Annotated in this window: 17 protein-coding genes; 6 read left to right on the top strand and 11 right to left on the bottom strand. The window is 62.1% G+C overall.

The features are described 5' to 3' along the window. Positions 1-4 precede the first annotated feature (4 nt). From ASU23_RS00740 to dnaA, 11 genes are all read right to left on the bottom strand, one after another. Positions 5-1,414 carry a DUF3566 domain-containing protein gene (locus tag ASU23_RS00740; RefSeq protein WP_058036938.1) on the bottom strand — a complete coding sequence of 470 codons (1,410 nt, stop codon included), beginning with the start codon at positions 1,412-1,414 and terminating at the stop codon, positions 5-7. Beyond that, positions 1,414-3,945 (bottom strand): DNA gyrase subunit A, encoded by a 2,532-nt coding sequence (gyrA, locus tag ASU23_RS00735; RefSeq protein ID WP_047272672.1) that lies wholly within the window; start codon positions 3,943-3,945, stop codon positions 1,414-1,416. Before gyrA ends, ASU23_RS00740 begins: the two co-directional genes overlap by 1 nt. A gap of 86 nt (positions 3,946-4,031) precedes the next feature. After that, positions 4,032-6,068, bottom strand: a complete 2,037-nt coding sequence (gene gyrB / locus ASU23_RS00730) for a DNA topoisomerase (ATP-hydrolyzing) subunit B (protein ID WP_003942515.1) — start codon at positions 6,066-6,068, stop codon at positions 4,032-4,034. Between the two features lie 197 nt (positions 6,069-6,265). Further along, a complete protein-coding gene (locus ASU23_RS00725; RefSeq protein WP_007729179.1) occupies positions 6,266-7,189 on the bottom strand; it encodes an alpha/beta fold hydrolase in 924 nt (307 codons plus the stop codon). Positions 7,190-7,217: 28 nt separating this feature from the next. Continuing rightward, the gene (locus tag ASU23_RS00720; protein ID WP_039973074.1) at positions 7,218-8,339 is read right to left on the bottom strand and encodes a PDR/VanB family oxidoreductase; all 1,122 of its coding nucleotides are present in this window, start codon (positions 8,337-8,339) and stop codon (positions 7,218-7,220) included. Next, positions 8,339-9,250 (bottom strand): metal-dependent hydrolase, encoded by a 912-nt coding sequence (locus tag ASU23_RS00715; RefSeq protein ID WP_007729174.1) that lies wholly within the window; start codon positions 9,248-9,250, stop codon positions 8,339-8,341. The genes ASU23_RS00720 and ASU23_RS00715 overlap by 1 nt, the downstream gene beginning before the upstream one ends. 124 nt (positions 9,251-9,374) lie before the next feature. Further along, the gene (locus ASU23_RS00710) at positions 9,375-9,920 is read right to left on the bottom strand and encodes a DUF721 family protein (protein ID WP_058036937.1); all 546 of its coding nucleotides are present in this window, start codon (positions 9,918-9,920) and stop codon (positions 9,375-9,377) included. Continuing rightward, positions 9,913-11,142 (bottom strand): DNA replication/repair protein RecF, encoded by a 1,230-nt coding sequence (gene recF, locus ASU23_RS00705; protein ID WP_058036936.1) that lies wholly within the window; start codon positions 11,140-11,142, stop codon positions 9,913-9,915. The genes ASU23_RS00710 and recF overlap by 8 nt, the downstream gene beginning before the upstream one ends. After that, positions 11,143-12,051, bottom strand: coding sequence for a phosphogluconate dehydrogenase (NAD(+)-dependent, decarboxylating) (gnd, locus tag ASU23_RS00700; protein ID WP_030536719.1), 909 nt, complete (start codon positions 12,049-12,051; stop codon positions 11,143-11,145). A gap of 44 nt (positions 12,052-12,095) precedes the next feature. Further along, positions 12,096-13,280 (bottom strand): DNA polymerase III subunit beta, encoded by a 1,185-nt coding sequence (dnaN, locus tag ASU23_RS00695; RefSeq protein WP_007729165.1) that lies wholly within the window; start codon positions 13,278-13,280, stop codon positions 12,096-12,098. 584 nt (positions 13,281-13,864) lie between these two features. Beyond that, positions 13,865-15,427 (bottom strand): chromosomal replication initiator protein DnaA, encoded by a 1,563-nt coding sequence (gene dnaA / locus ASU23_RS00690; RefSeq protein ID WP_003942491.1) that lies wholly within the window; start codon positions 15,425-15,427, stop codon positions 13,865-13,867. Between the two features lie 780 nt (positions 15,428-16,207). Between dnaA and rpmH the strand changes: the two genes are divergently transcribed. The 6 genes from rpmH to ASU23_RS00670 all read left to right on the top strand — a co-directional run bounded on the left by rpmH (position 16,208) and on the right by ASU23_RS00670 (position 19,276). After that, complete coding sequence (gene rpmH, locus ASU23_RS33035; RefSeq protein WP_003942540.1) at positions 16,208-16,351, top strand: 50S ribosomal protein L34; 144 nt, start codon at positions 16,208-16,210, stop codon at positions 16,349-16,351. Positions 16,352-16,377: 26 nt separating this feature from the next. Beyond that, positions 16,378-16,758 carry a ribonuclease P protein component gene (gene rnpA / locus ASU23_RS00685; RefSeq protein WP_003942450.1) on the top strand — a complete coding sequence of 127 codons (381 nt, stop codon included), beginning with the start codon at positions 16,378-16,380 and terminating at the stop codon, positions 16,756-16,758. Further along, a complete protein-coding gene (gene yidD, locus ASU23_RS33030; protein ID WP_007729147.1) occupies positions 16,755-17,135 on the top strand; it encodes a membrane protein insertion efficiency factor YidD in 381 nt (126 codons plus the stop codon). Before rnpA ends, yidD begins: the two co-directional genes overlap by 4 nt. A gap of 4 nt (positions 17,136-17,139) precedes the next feature. Next, on the top strand, positions 17,140-18,246 hold the full coding sequence (yidC, locus tag ASU23_RS00680; RefSeq protein ID WP_003942570.1) for a membrane protein insertase YidC: 1,107 nt from the start codon (positions 17,140-17,142) through the stop codon (positions 18,244-18,246). Positions 18,247-18,266: 20 nt separating this feature from the next. Continuing rightward, positions 18,267-18,830 (top strand): protein jag, encoded by a 564-nt coding sequence (locus ASU23_RS00675; protein WP_003942504.1) that lies wholly within the window; start codon positions 18,267-18,269, stop codon positions 18,828-18,830. Positions 18,831-18,949: 119 nt separating this feature from the next. Next, positions 18,950-19,276: a hypothetical protein gene (locus ASU23_RS00670; RefSeq protein WP_054781443.1), complete on the top strand. Its 327-nt coding sequence runs from the start codon at positions 18,950-18,952 to the stop codon at positions 19,274-19,276. Positions 19,277-19,651 lie beyond the last annotated feature (375 nt).

The following is a 19,651-nucleotide window of genomic DNA, read 5'->3' as shown; positions in this document are numbered from 1 at the left end:
CAGGTCAGTCGCGGTCGGCGAGAGTTACCTCGACGCCGCCAACCAGGTCGCTGCAGAGGTTGTAGATGAACGATCCGATCGTGACGAGTGCCGTGAAAAGCACCATGTTCGCGATACCGATCAGTGCGGCGTAGCCGAACACCTGGCCGGCCGTCACCAGACCGTCGGAGCCGCCGTCGGCAACGATGTCGGTGAACGCGTTGTTCAGGCGATCCCAGACGCCCATGCCGTCGAGAACGACGTAGAGCAGTCCGACGGCCACCATCCACACGAAGAACAGCGACACCGAGATCACGGATGTGATCTTGAGCGTGGACCACGGGTCGATACGACGGATCTGGACCGTTGCGCGTAGTGGCGCACCGTCCACGACCGAAGCCGATACGGCGTGAGTTTTCTCACCCTTCACCGCAGCAGGCAACGGATGCTTGGCCTCGGAGAGGTCAGGCATGTCCTTCGGAAGATCCTTGCGATCGATGTGCCGAGTCGGCCCGTCGATCGCGGCGGCTTTTGCTTTCGGATTAGCGACCGTGGGATTGGCGACCGTGGCGTTTGCAGCCTTGGGATTTGCGCCCGAGGGTGCAACAGCCTTGGCTGCTGCCGCGCCGGCGACGCCACCGGAAGCTGCGGCAGCCGCCGTTCCTGTCACGACGGGACGTGCCGACGGGTTGCCGGCAGGACGACCCGTCTGTGCACCGGCAGCGGGGCGACCCGCCTGTGGCTGTCCCTTCGGCGCACCACCCTGCGCGGGGTTTTTGGCCGGACCACCCTGCACCGGACCACCCTGCGCCGGGCCGGCCGCTGCAGGACGCTGCGGACCCGCAGGCGGCTTACCCCCGGCAGGAGCTGCCGGACGACCCGCAGGAGCACCAGCGCCGGCTGGACGCGTGATGTTGGTCTGCGGCTGACTTTGCGGCGCCTGACTTTGCGGTGGCTGAGTCTTCGACGCCGGGGCTTTGGACGCCGGGTTCTGAGCAGCCGGGTTCTGAGCAGCGGGGTTCTGAGCTGGCTGCCCCTGCGGCTGACCCGACGGCTGGGGTCCGCGTTGCCACGGCGGCGCCTGGCTGCCACGAGCCTGATTGGCAACCGGTTGCGGCGGAGCCTGACCGTCACCCTTTGCCGAAGTTACCGGCGCAGCCGGAGCCACTGAAGGAGCGGAAGGAGCTTGACCCTTGGCCGCACCCGCGGCGTCGGAAGCCCCACCCGCCGGCTTCTGAGCCGACGGGCCGCGAGGCGGCTCCGGTGCCTTGGGCGCCGGAGCTGCCTCAGAAGCTTTGGGTCCGCCGTCCGCTGGAGCTGCAGGTTTCGAGGTCTGCGGCCCCGCCGGAGCAGTTGCCTGCTCCGGCTTCGGTGGCGTCGAACCTGAAGTGCTTTCGCTCTTCTGGTCACTGCCCGGCTGGTTGGGAGTGCTCACTAGGACTCCTTAGCTCCATCGGCATTGTCTGCGTTGTCGGTGGTCTCTGCAGCGAGCTCTTCGGGCTCGTCGGCGTTGCGCGCAATCGCGAGCAGTGTGTCGCCTTCGCCGAGGTTCATCAGACGCACGCCCTTGGTCTGGCGTCCCGCCTTACGAACCTGCTTGGCAGCCGTCCTGATGACGCCGCCGCCCGAGGTGATCGCGTACAGCTCGTCGTCGTCGTCGACGATGAGCGCACCGACCAGAGTGCCACGTTTCTTGTCGTACTGAATCGTGAGCACGCCCTTGCCGCCGCGACCCTGCACCGGGTAGTCCTCCATGCCGGTTCGCTTGGAGTAACCGCCCGACGTGGCGACCAGGAGGAACGTTCCTTCACGAACGACGTTGAGCGAGAGCAGCTCGTCGTCACCGTTGAAACGCATGCCCTGGACACCGGAAGTGGCGCGGCCCATCGGACGCAGTGCCTCGTCGGTGGCCGAGAAGCGGATCGACTGGCCCTGTGCCGAGACGAGAAGCAGGTCGTCTTCGGCGGAGCAGAGGACAGCGCCGACCAGTTCGTCTTCACCGCGCAGGTTGATGGCGACGATGCCACCGCTGCGGTTGGAGTCGAAGTCGGTGAGCTTGGACTTCTTGACCAGACCGTTGCGTGTGGCGAGCACCAGGTATGGCGCGTCTTCGTACGTCTTGATCTGGATGACGGACTGGATGCGCTCGTCCGGCTGGAATGCCAGCAGGTTGGCAACGTGCTGACCGCGAGCTGTACGGCTCGCCTCGGGCAACTCGTAAGCCTTGGCGCGGTAGACGCGGCCCTTCGTGGTGAAGAACAGCAGCCAGTCGTGCGTCGACGTGACGAAGAAGTGCGAGACGATGTCGTCCTGCTTGAGGCCGGCACCCTGAACACCCTTGCCGCCGCGCTTCTGCGAGCGGTACAGGTCGGTCTTGGTGCGCTTGGCGTAACCGGTCTCGGTGATCGTGACGACGACGTCTTCGCGGGCGATCAGATCCTCGTCGTTGACGTCTCCGTCGGCGGCGATGATGCGGGTACGACGGTCGTCGCCGTACTTGTCGACGATTTCCTTGAGCTCGTCACGAACGATCGCGCGCTGACGCTCCGGGCGAGCCAGAATGTCTTCGAGGTCCGCGATTTCGAGTTCGATCTCGGCCAACTCGTCGACGATCTTCTGACGCTCGAGGGCGGCCAGACGACGCAGCTGCATGCCGAGGATGGCGTCGGCCTGGATCTCGTCGACGTCGAGGAGTTCCATCAATCCGGCGCGAGCGATGTCGACGGTCTGCGACGCACGGATCAAGGCGATGACCTCGTCCAGAGCGTCGAGGGCCTTGACCAGACCGCGCAGGATGTGGGCGCGCTCCTGTGCCTTGCGAAGCAGGTACCTGGTACGACGAACGATGACCTCGAGCTGATGCGCCGTGTACAGACGGATCATCTGGTCGAGGCGCAGAGTGCGCGGCACTCCGTCGACGATGGAGAGCATGTTGCAGCCGAAGCTGGTCTGCAGCTGGGTGTGCTTGTAAAGGTTGTTCAGCACGACCTTGGCAACGGCGTCACGCTTGACGGTGACGACGATGCGCATGCCGACGCGGTCCGAGGACTCGTCGTGGATGTCGGAGATGCCACCGATCTTGGCGTCACGAACCTGCTCCGCGATGGAGGTGATCAGGTTGTCCGGGTTGACCTGGTAGGGCAGCTCGGTGATGACGATTGTGGTGCGGCCCTTGGCATCTTCTTCGATCTCGACGACGCCGCGCATACGAACGGAGCCACGGCCGGTGGTGTAGGCGTCCTGGATGCCCTGTCCACCGACGATGAGCCCGTGCGTGGGGAAGTCGGGTCCCTTGATGCGCTCCATGACGGCCGCGAGGGTGGCTTCCTCGTCCGCTTCGAAGTTGTCGAGCGCCCAGTAGATGGCCTCGGCAACTTCACGCAGGTTGTGCGGCGGAATGTTGGTGGCCATACCGACGGCGATGCCGTTGGAACCGTTGATCAGCAGGTTCGGGATACGGCTGGGCAGAACCGTCGGTTCCTGCGTCTTGCCGTCGTAGTTCGGGGTGAAATCGACTGTCTCGTGGTCGATTTCGCGCAGCATTTCCATCGCGAGCGGCGTGAGCCTGCACTCGGTGTAACGCATGGCGGCTGCGCCGTCGTTGCCGCGGGAGCCGAAGTTTCCCTGACCGTCGACTAGCGGGTAACGCAGCGACCACGGCTGGGCCATACGAACCAACGTGTCGTAGATCGAGGAGTCGCCGTGGGGGTGGTAGTTACCCATGGTCTCGGCGACCGGTCGGGCAGACTTCACGTATCCGCGGTCGGGGCGATATCCGTTGTCGTACATCGCGTAGAGCACGCGGCGGTGCACCGGCTTGAGTCCGTCGCGGACATCCGGCAGAGCGCGACCGACGATGACGCTCATGGCGTAGTCGATGTAGCTGTTCTGCATTTCCTGCTGGATGTCGACCGGTTCGATCCGGTCGTGTTGTGGACCGTCCGGTGGCAACGTGGTGTCGGTCATGAGCTCACTTTCTTAAAAGAGGGGGCAAGCCCCTGTGCGCGGAAAGGGAGTCCGGGGACCCCTCAACCGCTCACAGGGCCGCAGGCCTACACGTCGAGGAAACGAACGTCCCGGGCATTGCGGGTGATGAAGCTGCGTCGTGCTTCGACGTCTTCGCCCATCAGCACGCTGAACAGCTCGTCGGCAGCAGCCGCGTCGTCGAGCGTGACGAGACGCAGAACGCGCACCGTCGGGTCCATCGTGGTTTCCCACAGCTCCTTGGCGTTCATCTCGCCGAGGCCTTTGTAGCGCTGGATGCCGTCGTCCTTGTTGATCTTCTTGCCGGACTCGAGGCCGGCCTTGACCATCGCGTCGCGCTCGCGGTCGGAGTACGCGAATTCCGGCTGCGCACCCTTCTGCCACTTGAGCTTGTACAGCGGCGGCTGCGCGAGGTAGACCTTGCCGTGCTCGACGAGCGGCCGCATGAAGCGGAACAGCAGCGTGAGCAGCAGCGTTGCGATGTGCTGACCGTCGACGTCGGCGTCGGCCATGAGCACGATCTTGTGATAGCGCAGCTTGGCGATGTCGAACTCGTCGTGGATGCCCGTGCCGAACGCGGTGATGATCGACTGGACTTCGGTGTTCTTGAGGACGCGATCGATACGCGCCTTCTCGACGTTGATGATCTTTCCGCGGAGCGGGAGGATCGCCTGGTACATCGAGTCTCGGCCGGACTTGGCCGAGCCGCCTGCGGAGTCGCCCTCCACGATGTAGATCTCGGACTTCTCCGGATCGTTGGAGCGGCAATCGGCGAGCTTGCCTGGCAGGCCACCGAGGTCGGTCGCGCTCTTACGACGGACCAGCTCACGCGCCTTACGTGCGGCGACGCGGGCCTGCGCCGACGAAACAGCCTTGTTCACAATGGTTTTCGCGTCGGCGGGGTTCGCCTCGAACCAGTGCGCGAGGTGCTCGTTGCACGCCTTCTGCACGAAGGACTTGACCTCGGTATTGCCGAGCTTGGTCTTGGTCTGACCCTCGAACTGGGGTTCACCGACCTTCACCGAGATGATGGCCGCGAGTCCTTCACGGATGTCGTCACCGGTGAGCTTGGGATCTTTGTCCTTGAGCAGCTTCTTTTCGAGCGCGTACTTGTTGACCGTTGCGGTCAGTGCGGCGCGGAAGCCCTCTTCGTGGGTACCACCCTCGTGGGTGTTGATCGTGTTGGCGAAGGTGTGCACGGACTCCGAGTAGCCGGAGTTCCACTGCATTGCGACCTCGAGCTCGTGGCCGGTGCCCTTGGCGGTGAATCCGACGACCGAGTTGTGGATCGGGGTCTTGCTCTTGTTGATGTGCCGGACGTAGTCCTCGAGTCCACCGGGGTAGTGGTAGATACGGGTCTTGGACTTACGCGGCGCTGCCTGAGCAGCTTCTTCGGCTTCTTCGGCAGCAGACTTGGGAGCCTCGGCCACCTCGGCAGCTTCGTCGTCGATGACCTCGGCGCGCTCGTCGGTCAGCGTGATGGTCAGGCCCTTGTTGAGGAAGGCCATTTCCTGCAGACGACGCGCAACGGTCTCGAAGTTGTAGCGGGTGGTCTCGAAGATCTCGGGATCGGCCCAGAAACTGACGGTGGTGCCGGTCTCCTTCGTCGGGTCGCCCTGCACGAGCTCTCCCGGCTTGGAATCGGTGTACGTCTGCTGCCACCGGTAGCCGTCGACCTTGATGTCGACGTCGAGCCTGGTGGAGAGCGCGTTGACCACCGAGATGCCGACGCCGTGCAGACCACCGGAGACGGCGTAGGAGTCGGAGTCGAACTTGCCGCCGGCGTGCAGCTGGGTCAGCACGACCTCGACGGTGGGAACTCCGGAGGCGTGCATGCCGACCGGGATGCCACGGCCGTCGTCGATGACGCGGATTCCGCCGTCTTCGAGGAGGGTGACCTCGACCTTGGTGGCGTGTCCGGCCATCGCCTCGTCGACCGAGTTGTCGACGACCTCCCAAATGAGGTGGTGCAGGCCGCGTTCACCGGTGGAACCGATGTACATGCCTGGACGCTTACGTACCGCCTCGAGTCCTTCGAGGACGGTGATGGACGACGCGTTGTAGTCCTTGCTGGAAGTGCTTGTATCTGACTTCTGGGCAGCCACGGGTGGGTAGCTCTCCTTCTCCGTCAATACTCGAGCGCAGCCGTCAGCAAGCCCTTGCGGGTGTCGTCGGAGCGGGTTCGAGAATGTTGCCGCTAGTTACCGTTGACCATCTTACTGGTAAGCACCGACTAGAAGCGGCCAATGACACCCCTGGCTGCGCCGCAGACGAATTTTTACGATCCCCGGAAGGTGAAACGCTAGGAACTTTGCTTCTCCGAGCGACGCTCTCTCAGGCTCGCGATAAATGCCCGCGCATGTTCGGCAACCTCGCCCGGATGTGAAAACGGTGACCAGTGTCCCGCGGCAATTTCACGTCGCTGCAGGTCGGAGACCCATTTTTCGGTGTCTTCGTATCCCACCGGACGAACGGCTTTGTCGTACTTGTTCAGAATGAGCTGAACAGGCACGTCCGTGTACCGATCCCGCGGCTTGCCGAGAGACGGCCGGATGTTCGCGCGATAAAGCTTGAGTCCGTTCACCATGTCGTCGGCAATGGTGGGCGCGGTGTTGACCACACGGGGGTCCAGACCGTCGAAGAAGCCCAGAAACGCCGGCCAGTGCTTGGAGAACCACAGACGCAACGGAAGGGTGCACAGCCCGGGAATCTGGAACAGAACGGTGTAGGCCGACGCAATTCCCTGCGCCGCCGGGCCGAGGAAACGACGCTTGGACGCGCTCGCCCGGATCCACTTACCGAGATGATCGAGATTCGGACCCGAGATGGATGAGAACGACGCGATCTTCTCTTCGGCACCCGGCTCGCAGACCGCTTCCCACGTTTCGACGGATCCCCAGTCGTGCGCGAGGACGTGCACCGGCTTGCCCGGGCTGACCGCGTCGATGACGGCAAAAAGATCGCCGGCCAGTGCGCTCAGTTGGTAGTCCTGCACCCTCGAGGGGATTGTGCTCTCACCGGCCCCGCGGCTGTCGTAGCTGACGACGCGGAAGTCGTCTGCCAGCAAAGGCACGATGCGGTTCCACAATTCATGGGTGTCGGGCCAACCATGCACCAGGACGATGGTCTCGCCGTCTGCCTTGCCCTGCTCGAACACGGCCAGGCTGACGGAACCGTTGGTCACGCGACGCGCGGTCACGGCATGGACAGGAGAGTGCTTCGACATTGTCGAACCCTTCGGAGTCGGGAAATATCTAGAGATCGAGAACGAGACGTCCACCGTCGGAACGGGATACGCAGATGAGCATCTCCGTTTCCTGTTCGGTGTCGGTCAGACGCCTTTCGCGGTGATCGGGTTTACCCGCGAGTACCTTCACACGACAGGTTCCGCAGAAACCCTGCTGACACGAGTACCCGACACCGGGCAATGTCTTCTTGATGACGTCGAGCGCGGACTCGTCGGCGGGCACGGTGAGTACCTGACCCGAATTGACAAGCTGCACTTCGAATTCCTTGCCGTCGATCACCGGCGGAGCCCCGAACCGCTCGAAATGCAAAGCGGTGGAGGGTGTATCGCGGAAACCGCGGCGGACGGCATCGAGCATCGGCGTCGGGCCACAGCAGTACACGGCGCCGCCGACCGGCGCTCGTCCGAGAAGGTCTGTGGTGGTGGGCAATCCGAACTCGTCGTCCGGGCGCACGAAGACACGCTCGGGATCCCAGGTTGCGATCTCGTCGAGGAACGGCATGGATTCACGGGAGCGGCCCGAGTACACGAAGTACCAGTCCATCCCCAATTCTCTTGCCGCACGGACCATTGCGATGATCGGCGTGATACCGATGCCGCCGGCGACGAACAACGCGCTGCCTTCTCCGACAAACGGGAAGCCGTTGCGTGGTCCGCGTACCGTGACGTGCTCACCGGGCTGGAGAGCGTGCATCTCGATGGAACCGCCACCGCCGTCGGGGATCCGGCGCACCGCGACGCTGTATCCCGTGCGATCGGCCGGGTCGCCGCACAGCGAATACTGACGCCGCAGACCCGAAGGTAGATGGAAGTCCAGGTGCGAACCCGGATGCCACGGCGGAATCGGTGAGCCGTCGGCGGATTCGAAGCGCAGGCGAACGACGTTCTCGTCAGTCGCCACCACCTCACGTGTGCTGACCACCATGTTCATGGCCGTGTCGGGGTTGTGGCCCGCGATCTCGGGGTTGTAGTCGTAGGCCGTCAACACCCGAAGGTACTTGTCCGCCAACAACTCCGTGATGCGCATGGCGCGGTCGGGACGGTTCTTGCCGGACAAATCGGGTGGCGCCGGAAAACGCGGCAACCCGTCGTGCCCGGAGATGACGTCCTTGACCCTCGAGAGTGAAATCACCGTGCAGCCGCCTGAGCTGCGGGTGACGACGCCAGGTACTGCACCGCCTGGGCGGTCGAGCCCTCGTTACTGGGGTGATAGGACTTGCTGAAGTACGTCGACATCCGCTTGACCAGCTCGAACGACGTGGGAACTGTGCCACGCTTTCCGGCCGCGATGAAATCGGACAGGTGGGGGCGTCGACGGCTGGGAGCCTGAGCGGCAAGCTCGGGATCGTTGCGCATCAAGAACCGGGTACCGCGAATCCACAGCCACACGATTGCGGGCGTGACGAGGATCTGCGTACGGATCCGGCGGGTCTCACGCTTGTCGAAGTAGCGCATCACGTCGTACGCGACGGCGCGGTGTTCGACTTCTTCGGCGCCGTGCCAGCGGAGGAGATCAAGCATGGTCGGGTGCATGCCGGCTTTGTCCAGTCCCTTGGCGTTGAGCACCCAGTCGCCGAGAAAAGCCGTGATGTGTTCGATGGCCGCGATGATCGCCAAGCGCTCCACCAGATGATTCTCGGCACGCAGACCCGTCATCGGACGCGGTCCGAGCAGCTTCGAGAATGCCCACTCCATCTGCTGGGTGTACGGCGTCGGATCGAGGCCGTTTTCCTTGAGATGGACCAGGACACCCGAGTGCGCGTTGGAGTGCATCGCCTCTTGGCCGATGAATCCGACGACGTCTTCACGGAGTTTCTCGTCCTCGATCAGAGGAAGAGCTTCCTTGAAGGTCTCGACAAACCATTCCTCACCGGCGGGGAGGAGAAGGTGAAGCACGTTGAGAACGTGTGTGCTGAACGGATCGCCCGGAATCCAGTGCATGGGCAGATCGGACCAGTCGAACTCGACATTGCGAGCCTGCAACAGGATGTGATCCGGCTCGGCGAACGACGAAGCGGGTGTCGATATCTTCTGCGACATCTAGCTACTCCTTCATGCCTGCCGATCGGTGGGGAACGACAGCCTTGTGACACAGTTCACTCACTAGCGAGTTTTAACTGTAACACGAAGTAATAGGTAGAACCAGGGCCTGGTTGAGTTTTCCTCAGCCGTACGTATCGCGAGGTCCGCGGCCTTTCACATGCCTTTCTCCCTTGCGCCAGCTAGGCGCACTCGGACCGGTGATCCGCAGTGTCTTCACGACGCCGCCACCGACGGCAGCAGCGATCTTGGCCAGAATCTGGGACTGCATCATGCGCAACTGGGTAGCCCACGCCGTCGACTCGGCGGAGATGCTGAGAACACCTTCTTTCAGAGAGATCGGCTCGGCGTGCGCGGAGATGTCTTCTCCGACGACCTGCGGCCACCGACCGAGGACCGTGCCCTCGGACACCTTGGGGGACCACCCACGCGATTTGGAGATAGCGCTGGTGAGAGCGCCGAACGGCTGAGGGTCCCGCGCATCCGGGCCGGGGCCGGACCAACCGCTGCGTCGACGCGGTCGGCCACTTCCGTATTTGGGCGACGATCGCCCCTGCCCGACGGCCTTGCCGTTGGCCTTTGCCGTCGCGCGTGCCTCCTCGAGGGCACGGCGCGCCAGATCGATCCCTTTGAGCTCGGGCTCCGGAGCCGCGCTGCTGTCTTCAGTCATCGAACTCGACCTCCTGATCTGTCGAGCCTACGGGCACTATCCGGGATATCCGACCGTCTCCGGTATCGGAGGCTTCGACGCCGAACTTGGCCGCCTCGAGTTCGTCCGGTACGTCCTCGGGAACGGCGGCCGTGATCAGCACCTGTTCGGCGGTGGCTGCAACGGTGGCGAGCGCACGACGCCGACGACGGTCCAATTCCGCGAAGACATCGTCGAGCATCAGGACCGGGTCGCTGCCGTCGGCGCGCAACAGGGCAAAACCTGCCAGCCGCAGCGAAAGCGCGAAAGACCACGATTCACCATGGCTTGCAAAGCCTTTCGCCGGGCTGTCACCGAGAATCAGCTCCAGATCGTCCCGATGCGGACCGACCAGACACACTCCGCGATCGATTTCCTTCGACCTCATCTGCGCCAACTCGAGGTGGAATCTCTCCTCGAGGTACGCAACGTCGTCGATACCGGAAATCCTTGCAGGATCGGTGAATTCGGGATCCAACGAGGACCCCAGACTGCTCTTGTATCGAATCGACGCCGGCCGGGATTCGGGTGCGATGGAACGATACGACTCCGCCAGATGCGGCGCCAGATCATGGACCAACTCGAGGCGCCCGGCCAACAATTGTGCGCCGTGAGCGGCCAGATGCCCGTCCCACACCTCGAGGGTGGAGAGGACGTTGTCGGACTCACCACCACGAGAACCGCGACGCAAAGCCGCACCAGCAGTTTTGAGTAGGGCTGAGCGCTGACGCAGCACTTTGTCGTAATCCGCACGGACAGCAGCCATTCGGGGAATCCGCGACGTCAACAACTCGTCGAGATAGCGTCGACGATCACCAGGATCACCACGTACCAACGACAGATCTTCCGGCGCGAACATCACCGACTGCAAAATCCCTAGCACTTCACGTGGGCGTCGCGTCGGAGACTGATTTATCCTGGCGCGGTTGGACTTTCCCTCGATCAGTTCGACGTCGATGGTCAGTTCGCGCCCGTTGTTGACCACCGTTGCACCGGCAAAAGCACTGGTCGAACCGCTGCGGATCATCGGTGCATCCGTGGACACTCGATGAGACGACAGCGTCGACAGATACCCGAGTGACTCGAGGACGTTCGTCTTACCGTGCCCGTTGGAACCGAGGAACACGGTTGTTCCCGGCGTGAGGTCAAGCGTCAGCGAATCCCAGGATCGGAAGTCACGCAGCGAAAATCTACGAACGAACACTTAGCTTCCAGAAGCCGAATTCTTGGGCGAGGCGCTCTTGACGGCGTGACCACCGAACTGATTGCGCAAGGCCGACACCGCCTTCATGGCCGGTGAATCATCCTGTCGTGAAGCAAATCTCGCGAACAGAGCAGCGGAGATGACGGGAGCGGGGACAGCGTGCTTGATGGCTTCCTCTACCGTCCAGCGGCCCTCACCGGAATCCTCGGTATAGCCCGTGATCTGCGCAAGCTCCGGATCCTCCTCGAGGGCGTCGACAAGCAGATCGAGCAACCACGAACGTACGACGGTCCCCTTCGACCAAGCTCGGAGCACGCCCGGAACGTCCGCGATCAGGCTTTCCGCCTCGAGGAGCTCGTACCCCTCGGCATACGCCTGCATCAGGCCGTATTCGATGCCGTTGTGCACCATCTTCGCGTAATGACCAGCACCGACGGGGCCGGCGTGGACAAAGCCGTCTGCAGCGTCGCCGTCGGGGCGCAGAGCGTCGAAGATCGGCATTGCCTTCGCCACGTCGGTCTCGGATCCGCCCACCATCAGGCCGTATCCGTTCTCACGGCCCCAGATGCCACCGGAGACACCGCAGTCGAGGAAACCGATCCCACGGGCGCCCAGAAGCTCGGCATGGACAGTATCGTCGGTGTAACGCGAGTTCCCACCGTCGATGACCAGATCGCCACCCTCGAGGGCATCCGCCAGCTCGGCAATGGTGCTCTGGGTGATGTCACCGGCCGGAACCATCACCCAGACGACTCGAGGTCCCTCGAGGGAAGCAGCGAGTTCGGCAAGTGACCCGACATCGGTGACTTCCGGTCGAGGGTCGTATCCGATCACCTCGAGGCCATGCGCGCGCAAGCGCTCACGCATGTTGAAGCCCATCTTGCCGAGACCTACGAGTCCGATCTTCATACTGTTCTCCCTGGTCAGGCGCGAACTGAAGTGCGGGGTTCCACTCAGCCCGGAAGGCGAACCGGCATCAGCAGGTACGTGTACTCGCTCGAGGGCGCAGCGAAGTTACCGGACTCGTCTGCCGTGGGCTCTTCCTCGGCCGCGGGGCGAAGAACAGCCGGACGGCTGGGAGTGGTGAAGCCGAACAGAACGTTTTCGCTGTGAAGCGAGTTCAACCCGTCGATCAGGTAACCGGGGTTGAACGCAATGGTGAGTGCTTCGCCCTGGAACGACGCGTTGAGCGTCTCTTCCGCGCGGCCGGCGTCGTCGCCACCCGCAGAGAGGAGCAGGCCGTCAGCGGAGAACTGCATGCGAACCTGTGCGCCACGCTCGGCGACGAGTGCTACACGCTTGATGGCTTCGATGAGAGGCGTGACCTCGACCGTTGCCATCGCGGTGTGCTGAGCAGGCAGCAACTGACGGAACTTCGGGAACTCGGCGTCGAGGAGGCGCGTCGTGGTGCGGCGTCCGTCGTTGACGATGCCGAGGAGTCCGTCGTTTCCGATGGTCGTACCGGAGCCGAGAGCCAACTCGACCGGCGAATTTGCATTGCCGGCAAGCGTTTTCGCGGACTCGGACAAAGTCTTGGCCGGGATGAGAACAGCAGCTTGGACGTCGGGATTGGCCGGAGTCCACTCGAGTTCACGTACGGCGAGACGGAAGCGGTCGGTAGCGGCGAGGACGATCGAATTCTGTTCGATCTCGACACGGATACCCGTGAGCATCGGAAGGGTGTCGTCCTTGCCGGCTGCAACAGCTACCTGGCTGATGGCTTCGGAGAACAGGTCGACGGGAATGGACCCGGACTGCTGCGGAAGCGTCGGAAGCTGGGGGTAGTCCTCGACCGGCATCGTGGGCAGGGAGAACTTGGCGCTTCCGCACGAGATGAGCACGCGAGTGCCCTCGAGGGTCACATCGACCGGCTTGTTGGGAAGTGACTTGGTGATATCTGCGAGGAGGCGACCGGAGACGAGTGCCTGACCTGCAGTTGTGACATCTGCCGAGACGCGGACCTGCGCGGATACCTCGTAGTCGAACCCGGAAACGGTGAGGCCGGCTTCGGTTGCGTCGAGAAGAACTCCGCCGAGAACCGGCACGGGCGGCCTCGAGGGCAGGCTACGAGCAACCCACGCTACTGAATCAGCGAACTCTTCCCGGGAAACGCGAAACTTCAGGCTTCCAAGCTCCATCGCCGGGTTATTCCTCTCGGTAGGCATGTTCGTCTGCTGCGGATCTGCATCAGCTCACTTGAAGTCTGACACAGACCAAGCGATGCCCACCGTATGCCCTCGAGGGCGCAAGTGGAAAGCCGAAGCCGCGGCGAGCGCAGCCTGAGGCGAGGTTCTCAACAGGAGTTGTCCCCAGAACTATTTTCAAAGAGCTTTTCCTAGGAAATTCTCAGTAGTAGTAATAAGTCCTGTGCAATCTGTGGAGCAACGGTTGTCGACGCTGGTAGGTCCCCTCGAGGGCCTGTGCACTTCTCGAGGACAGACTCGAGGACCAATCGACCCCCTCTGTGCACTCTCTGAAAGTTTTCGGATTCCTCCTCGAGAACTCCACAGACTTTCGGAGTTATCAACACACTTATCCACAGATGTGAATACTTTTCACAAGAAACGAAGAGTTTGTTCTCATCGGCGTGTCTGACTACGGCGTGTCGTCCCTCGAGGTGGACAACCGCCCTCGAGGGGACCGCACGTGGAACCCTTCGAATACACCGATGCCGCTCGAGGGAACCTCTGCCTCGAGCGGCATCGATCGAAATAAGTGCAGGTCAACGCTTGGAGCGCTGCTTGATCCTTGCGGTCAACTCCTGAACCTGGTCGTACACCTTGCGGCGTTCCGTCATTTCCTTACGGATCTTCTTGTCGGCGTACATGACCGTCGTGTGGTCACGGCCGAACGTCTGACCGATCTTCGGCAAGGACAAATCAGTGAGCTCACGGCACAAATACATCGAGATCTGGCGGGCCTGAGCGAGTGGCCGGGCCTTACCCGGCCCACACAGGTCGTCGATCGACATGTTGAAGTATTCGGCCGTCACCGCCATGATCGTCGCCGCGTTGATCTCGAGGCTCGACGAATCGGGCATCAGATCGCGCAGGACCACCTCGGCCAACGTCAGATCCAACGGCTGGCGGTTGAGCGAGGCAAAAGCGGTGACGCGGATCAACGCGCCCTCGAGTTCACGAATGTTGCGCTCGATACGGCTGGCGATCAACTCGAGGACGTCGTGCGGGACCTCGAGGCGATCCATCCTCGCCTTCTTGCTCAGAATCGCGATACGCGTCTCGAGCTCAGGCGGCTGAACGTCGGTGATCAGGCCCCATTCGAAGCGCGTCCGCAGACGCTCCTCGAGGGTTGCCAACTGTTTGGGCGGACGGTCCGAGGAAACGACGATCTGCTTGTTCGCGTTGTGCAAGGTGTTGAAGGTATGGAAGAACTCCTCCTGAATACCTTCCTTGCCTTCGATGAACTGGATGTCGTCGACCAGCAGGACATCCGTTTCCCGGTAGCGACGCTTGAACGCGACCTTGCGGTCGTCACGAAGACTGTTGATGAAGTCGTTGGTGAATTCTTCGGTCGAGACGTACTTGACCCGCATGCCGGGGAACAGTCGCTGTGCGTAGTGGCCGGCGGCGTGAAGAAGGTGCGTCTTGCCCAGGCCCGAAGCTCCCCAGATGAACAAGGGGTTGTAGGCACGCGCCGGCGCCTCCGCGATCGCGACGGCAGCGGCATGAGCGAATCGGTTGGACGATCCGATCACAAAAGTGTCGAAGGTGTACTTCGCGTTGAGGCTGTTGGCGCCGGACCCCGAAGCAGAAGGAGTAGCGGGCGGCTTCGTGAAGTACGACGGCCACGATTCGTGAACGCTCGCGAGTGCTTCGCGGTCGTCGTCGACTTCTTCGGTCTCGGCAGTCTCGGAGTCCGAAGGTTCGCCGTCGCCTTCGGTGAATCTGCGCCGACGGTATGCGCCCGATGAGTTGACCGACTCGAACTGACGGCTGCCCGTGCGCTCCTCGACCGGTTCGGCGGGTGCGTCGGCATCGTCTTCGAGTGCGATGCGGACACCGAGTCCCTCGACCTGGCCGCCGAGGTGGCGTCCGAGTGCCTGCAGGATCGGCTCGCGTAGATCGCGCTCGATCGTCTCTTGAGCAAATGGCGATGGAACCGAGAGGAGTGCAAAACCCTGAGCAAGTGTGAGAGGCCTCACCAGACGGACAAATGCCTTCTGCTTGCTGCTCAAAGCCGGAAGATTACTTCCGGGGTCATCACTCGTGAGTTCTGCAACCACGTCGACCCAGACCCGTGCGAGCGCGTTGGGATCGTCGTTCACGTGGTTCCTTCCCGTGTTTCGCCGACAGTGGGTGTGCTGCAGCTGCCGAGCGTATGGCTGCGGCGTCGAATGATTCGGTGGATTACCACCCGGGGTGAGAACCCCGTAACAGGCTACGAATATGCCACCTGGGCTGTGTTTCCACACAATTATCCACAGATGTGGACAAACCTGCACTGAGTCGGTTTTTTCGTCAACCAAATTCGTCAAAGTGATCGAGAAATTGATCTACCTGCAACTTTGTCGGAACTCGAGGCGTTCGCCACTTGGTGTCGGGGATGCGTCAACACTCACAGCCCTGTGGATGAATGTGGAAACTCGGGATTCGGGGTCGCGTCCGGCGCTCGTGCCCGTATGTGCTGATGAGGCCTTGTCGAGAGCATGCGCCGGTGGAACTGTCCGGGTTGCCTTCGGGTCACCTGCAGTCCGTAGCGGAACTGTTGCCAAGGTCACACTTGCCGCCTCGCTCGAGGTCACGGCCGTATGCACACTGTGAATGGAATCTGCGGAATGATGTAAGTATCGGCGTGTCGCCGTGGTTGCCGCGGGAGGGCTCCGAATCGGGCTGGTTTGACCTTGGCAACGGTGGTAAGTAACCTCGAACGGTCACCCGCTGGTGGTGATCGCTTCGTGCTGGCTACATATGTCAGGTCGGATCGGTCTTCCAAGCCACAACGAGTGAAGTTGATTGTTCTGTACCTGTTGGATCCAAAGGCGCCGTAAGGCGTCGATCACTGAATGACGCCGGGAGGCGTCAATGAACTTCGAGGAGTGTTGACCGTGGCCAAGGGCAAGCGGACGTTCCAGCCGAATAATCGCCGCCGCGCGCGTGTTCACGGCTTCCGTCTTCGTATGCGTACCCGTGCGGGTCGTGCAATCGTTTCGGCGCGTCGCCGTAAGGGCCGCGATTCCCTCACCGCCTGATCTGATTTCGAGTTCAGGAGCTCGGGGTGTTGCCTGAGCCGTTCCGGTTGCGTCGCCACGCGGATTTCTCCGTGGCGGTGCGACGTGGACGTCGTATGGGAAGACGCGACCTTGTCGTGCACGCGTTCGATCGCGAGCAAGTAGAGGCGCTGGTAGTAACAAATCACGGTCCCCGGTTCGGGCTGATCGTGAGCAAGGCTGTCGGGCCGGCGGTGATTCGACATCGAGTCGCACGCCGGCTTCGTCATATCTGTGCAGATTTCGTCGGACAGGTTTCACCGGAGACAGACGTGGTTATCCGCGCACTTCCGGGTGCAGCTACCGCCAGTTCAGCCGAACTGGCCAAGCAGTTGCGCGGGGGCCTGACCAAAATGAACCTATTGGTGTCGGTAAGTGAAGAGCCATGAGTACTCCGCTCTCTGAGCAGATCGAGACTCCCAGAGCCTCCCGTGTCATCACGGTGTTGAAGGCTGTGCGTCGCGCTCCCGCCACCGTTCTCATCTTCTGTATCGAGTTGTACCGGACGTATGTGTCGCCCTTGAGGATGCCGACCTGCCGGTTCACCCCCACCTGCAGTGAATACGCAGTCGAAGCGCTGCGCACTCACGGGGCGATCAAAGGCCTTTTCTTGACTGTGGTGCGGTTGGCGAAGTGTGCCCCCTGGCATTCTGGAGGGTGGGACCCTGTCCCTGCCCGTCGTGACCGTGATGCGGGTAGCCGCCATAGCTGTCCGGAAGCACGCGCAGCGTGTCACAGTCCGACGGACGAACAGAGGAGTACTTAGAGCCGTGCTCAATTTCATCTACTATCCGGTATCCGCGATTCTGTGGGTCTGGCACAAGGTCTTCGGGTTCATTCTCGGCCCGGACAACGGAATAGCCTGGGCGCTTTCCGTGGTGTTCCTGGTGTTCACCTTGCGTGCGGTTCTGTACAAGCCGTTCGTGAAGCAGGTCCGCACGACGCGTCAGATGCAGGAACTGCAGCCACAGATCAAGGCATTGCAGAAGAAGTATTCGGGCGACCGTCAGCGCCAGGCCGTCGAGATGCAGAAGCTCCAGAAGGAGCACGGATTCAACCCGATCATGGGCTGTCTCCCGGTCTTGGCTCAGGCTCCGGTGTTCATCGGTCTGTTCCACGTCCTGCGCTCGTTCAACCGCACCGGCACCGGCATGGGCCAGTTGGGCATGAGCGCCGAGGACAACCTCAACACCCCGAACTACGTCTTCTCGGCCACTGACGTCCAGTCGTTCCTGGATGCTCGTCTGTTCGGCGCGCCCATCTCGGCCGCGATCACGACGCCGGTTGCGCAGCTTCAGGCCTACGTCACCGAGAACGTTCCCGAGCTTCCGTCACGGCTGAACATCATCCTCGTGGCCGCTCCGCTGATGATCATCGCCAGCATCGCGACGCACTTCAACTCACGCGCTTCTGTTGCCCGTCAGAGCGAAGCAGCTGCCGCGAACCCGCAGTCCGCGATCATGAACAAGCTCGCCCTGTACGTCTTCCCGCTCGGTGTTCTGGTCGGTGGACCGTTCCTTCCGATCGCGATCCTCCTGTACTGGGTGTCGAACAACATCTGGACCTACGGTCAGCAGCACCTCGTCTTCCGCAAGATCGACGCGGAAGAAGAAGCCAAGAAGCAGGAAGCGATCACTCGCCGCAACGACAATGCGCCCAAGCCCGGTGCCCGTCCCGATCCCAGCAAGAAGAAGGGATCTCCGGCTGCGCTGAAGACCGCGGATTCAGCCGACGACGACGGTGACGCCCCGGAAGTTTCGCTCAAGAAGCCACAGCCGAAGCCCTCGGGTTCCAGTGGTGGTTCCACGTCGAAACCGAAACAGAACCGGCCACAGAGCAACCGCGGCAACTCCCCCAAGCGCAATAAACGGCGCTGATCCAGGAAAGAGAACGACCAATGTCCAGTGAAGCTGACATCGTTGTGGATGGAGAGAACGCAGACGTGAGCACCGAGACCACTGCGCCGGTTACCGATGTGGATGTAGACATCGACGATTCCGATGACGACCTGATCGAAGAGGGCGAGATCGCCGGCGACTACCTCGAGCAGTTGCTCGACGTTCTCGATTTCGACGGAGACATCGACCTTGACGTCGAGGGCGATCGGGCGATCGTCAGCATCGACGGCGGCGACGACCTGACCAAGCTCGTGGGACGCAAGGGTGAGGTTCTGGATGCTCTCCAGGAGCTGACTCGTCTGGCAGTTCAGCAGTCGACCGGAGAGCGCAGCCGCTTGATGCTCGACATCGCCGGGTGGCGTGCGGGCCGGCGCGAGGCACTCAGTGCTCTCGGTGCGGAAGCTGCACAGCGTGTTCTCGAGACCGGCGAACGCGAAGAGCTTGCTCCGATGACGCCGTTCGAACGCAAGATCGTGCACGACGCCGTCGCCAAGGTCGCCGGTGTTTCCAGCGAGAGCGAAGGCGCTGAGCCGTCTCGTCGAGTGGTTGTCCTCAAGGACTGACACTCCCCCCCTGATCGAATGCGGGCCCCGGATTTTCCGGGGCCCGCTTTTGTGTCCGAGAGTGTTTCACGTGAAACCGAATCCGGCGCCACGGTGAAGGTCTGCCTATCGTTGTCGACATGTCCAACGAGCGGTCCGGATTCTCTCTCAGATTGATGACCCTTGGGGCCTTGATAGGGATGCTCGTGTGCGGCCTGAGCTATTGGCCCGTGGTCTTCGAACTACAGCAGAAGATGGAAGTCCAGTCCTTTCCGCCGGGCGGTCTGAAGTATTGGCTCTGCTGGTTGTTGCCGCTGGGAGTAGTCGCCGTCGTATTCATTCCACTTGCACTGGCATGGCGATCCGGAAGACCGGTCATGCTCAGCTTCGCGATTGCGTTCTTGTTCGTCGGGGGTGCACTGTGCATGTTCGGATATTCGATCGACAACATGCCGTACTACATGTGAGCCCCTCCGCTCCCCCAGACCGAATAGTCGGCCTTCGTTTCACGTGAAACCGGATCGATGGTTGTTGCCCCGAGCCCTCGAACTCCGCCCCAGATTGCCGCCACAATGGATCACCGACCTGATGTCGTCAGGCCTGCTGGCAAGGTCGTCACCTTCGGCGCTGGCATCCGATGACCGACAACCCGCCAGCCCTCACTTCGACGGCCCCCGGATTGGGGCGTCATCAACAACGATCAAGAAGGAGCAGCATCCGCACATGCACGTCGACATCGAGGGCGCCACCCGGATCGTCCGCCTCGCCGCAGAATTCGACTGGACCTGGGCCCTCGATGACCTGGAACCCTTCTGCGCACAGGCTGGATGGGAGGTCGTTGA

It is taken from the genome of Rhodococcus sp. KB6 (genome assembly GCF_001445685.1).
Classification (GTDB): domain Bacteria; phylum Actinomycetota; class Actinomycetes; order Mycobacteriales; family Mycobacteriaceae; genus Rhodococcus_F; species Rhodococcus_F qingshengii.
Note: the sequence above shows the minus strand (reverse complement) of the source record. Positions and strands in the feature narration are given on the sequence as shown.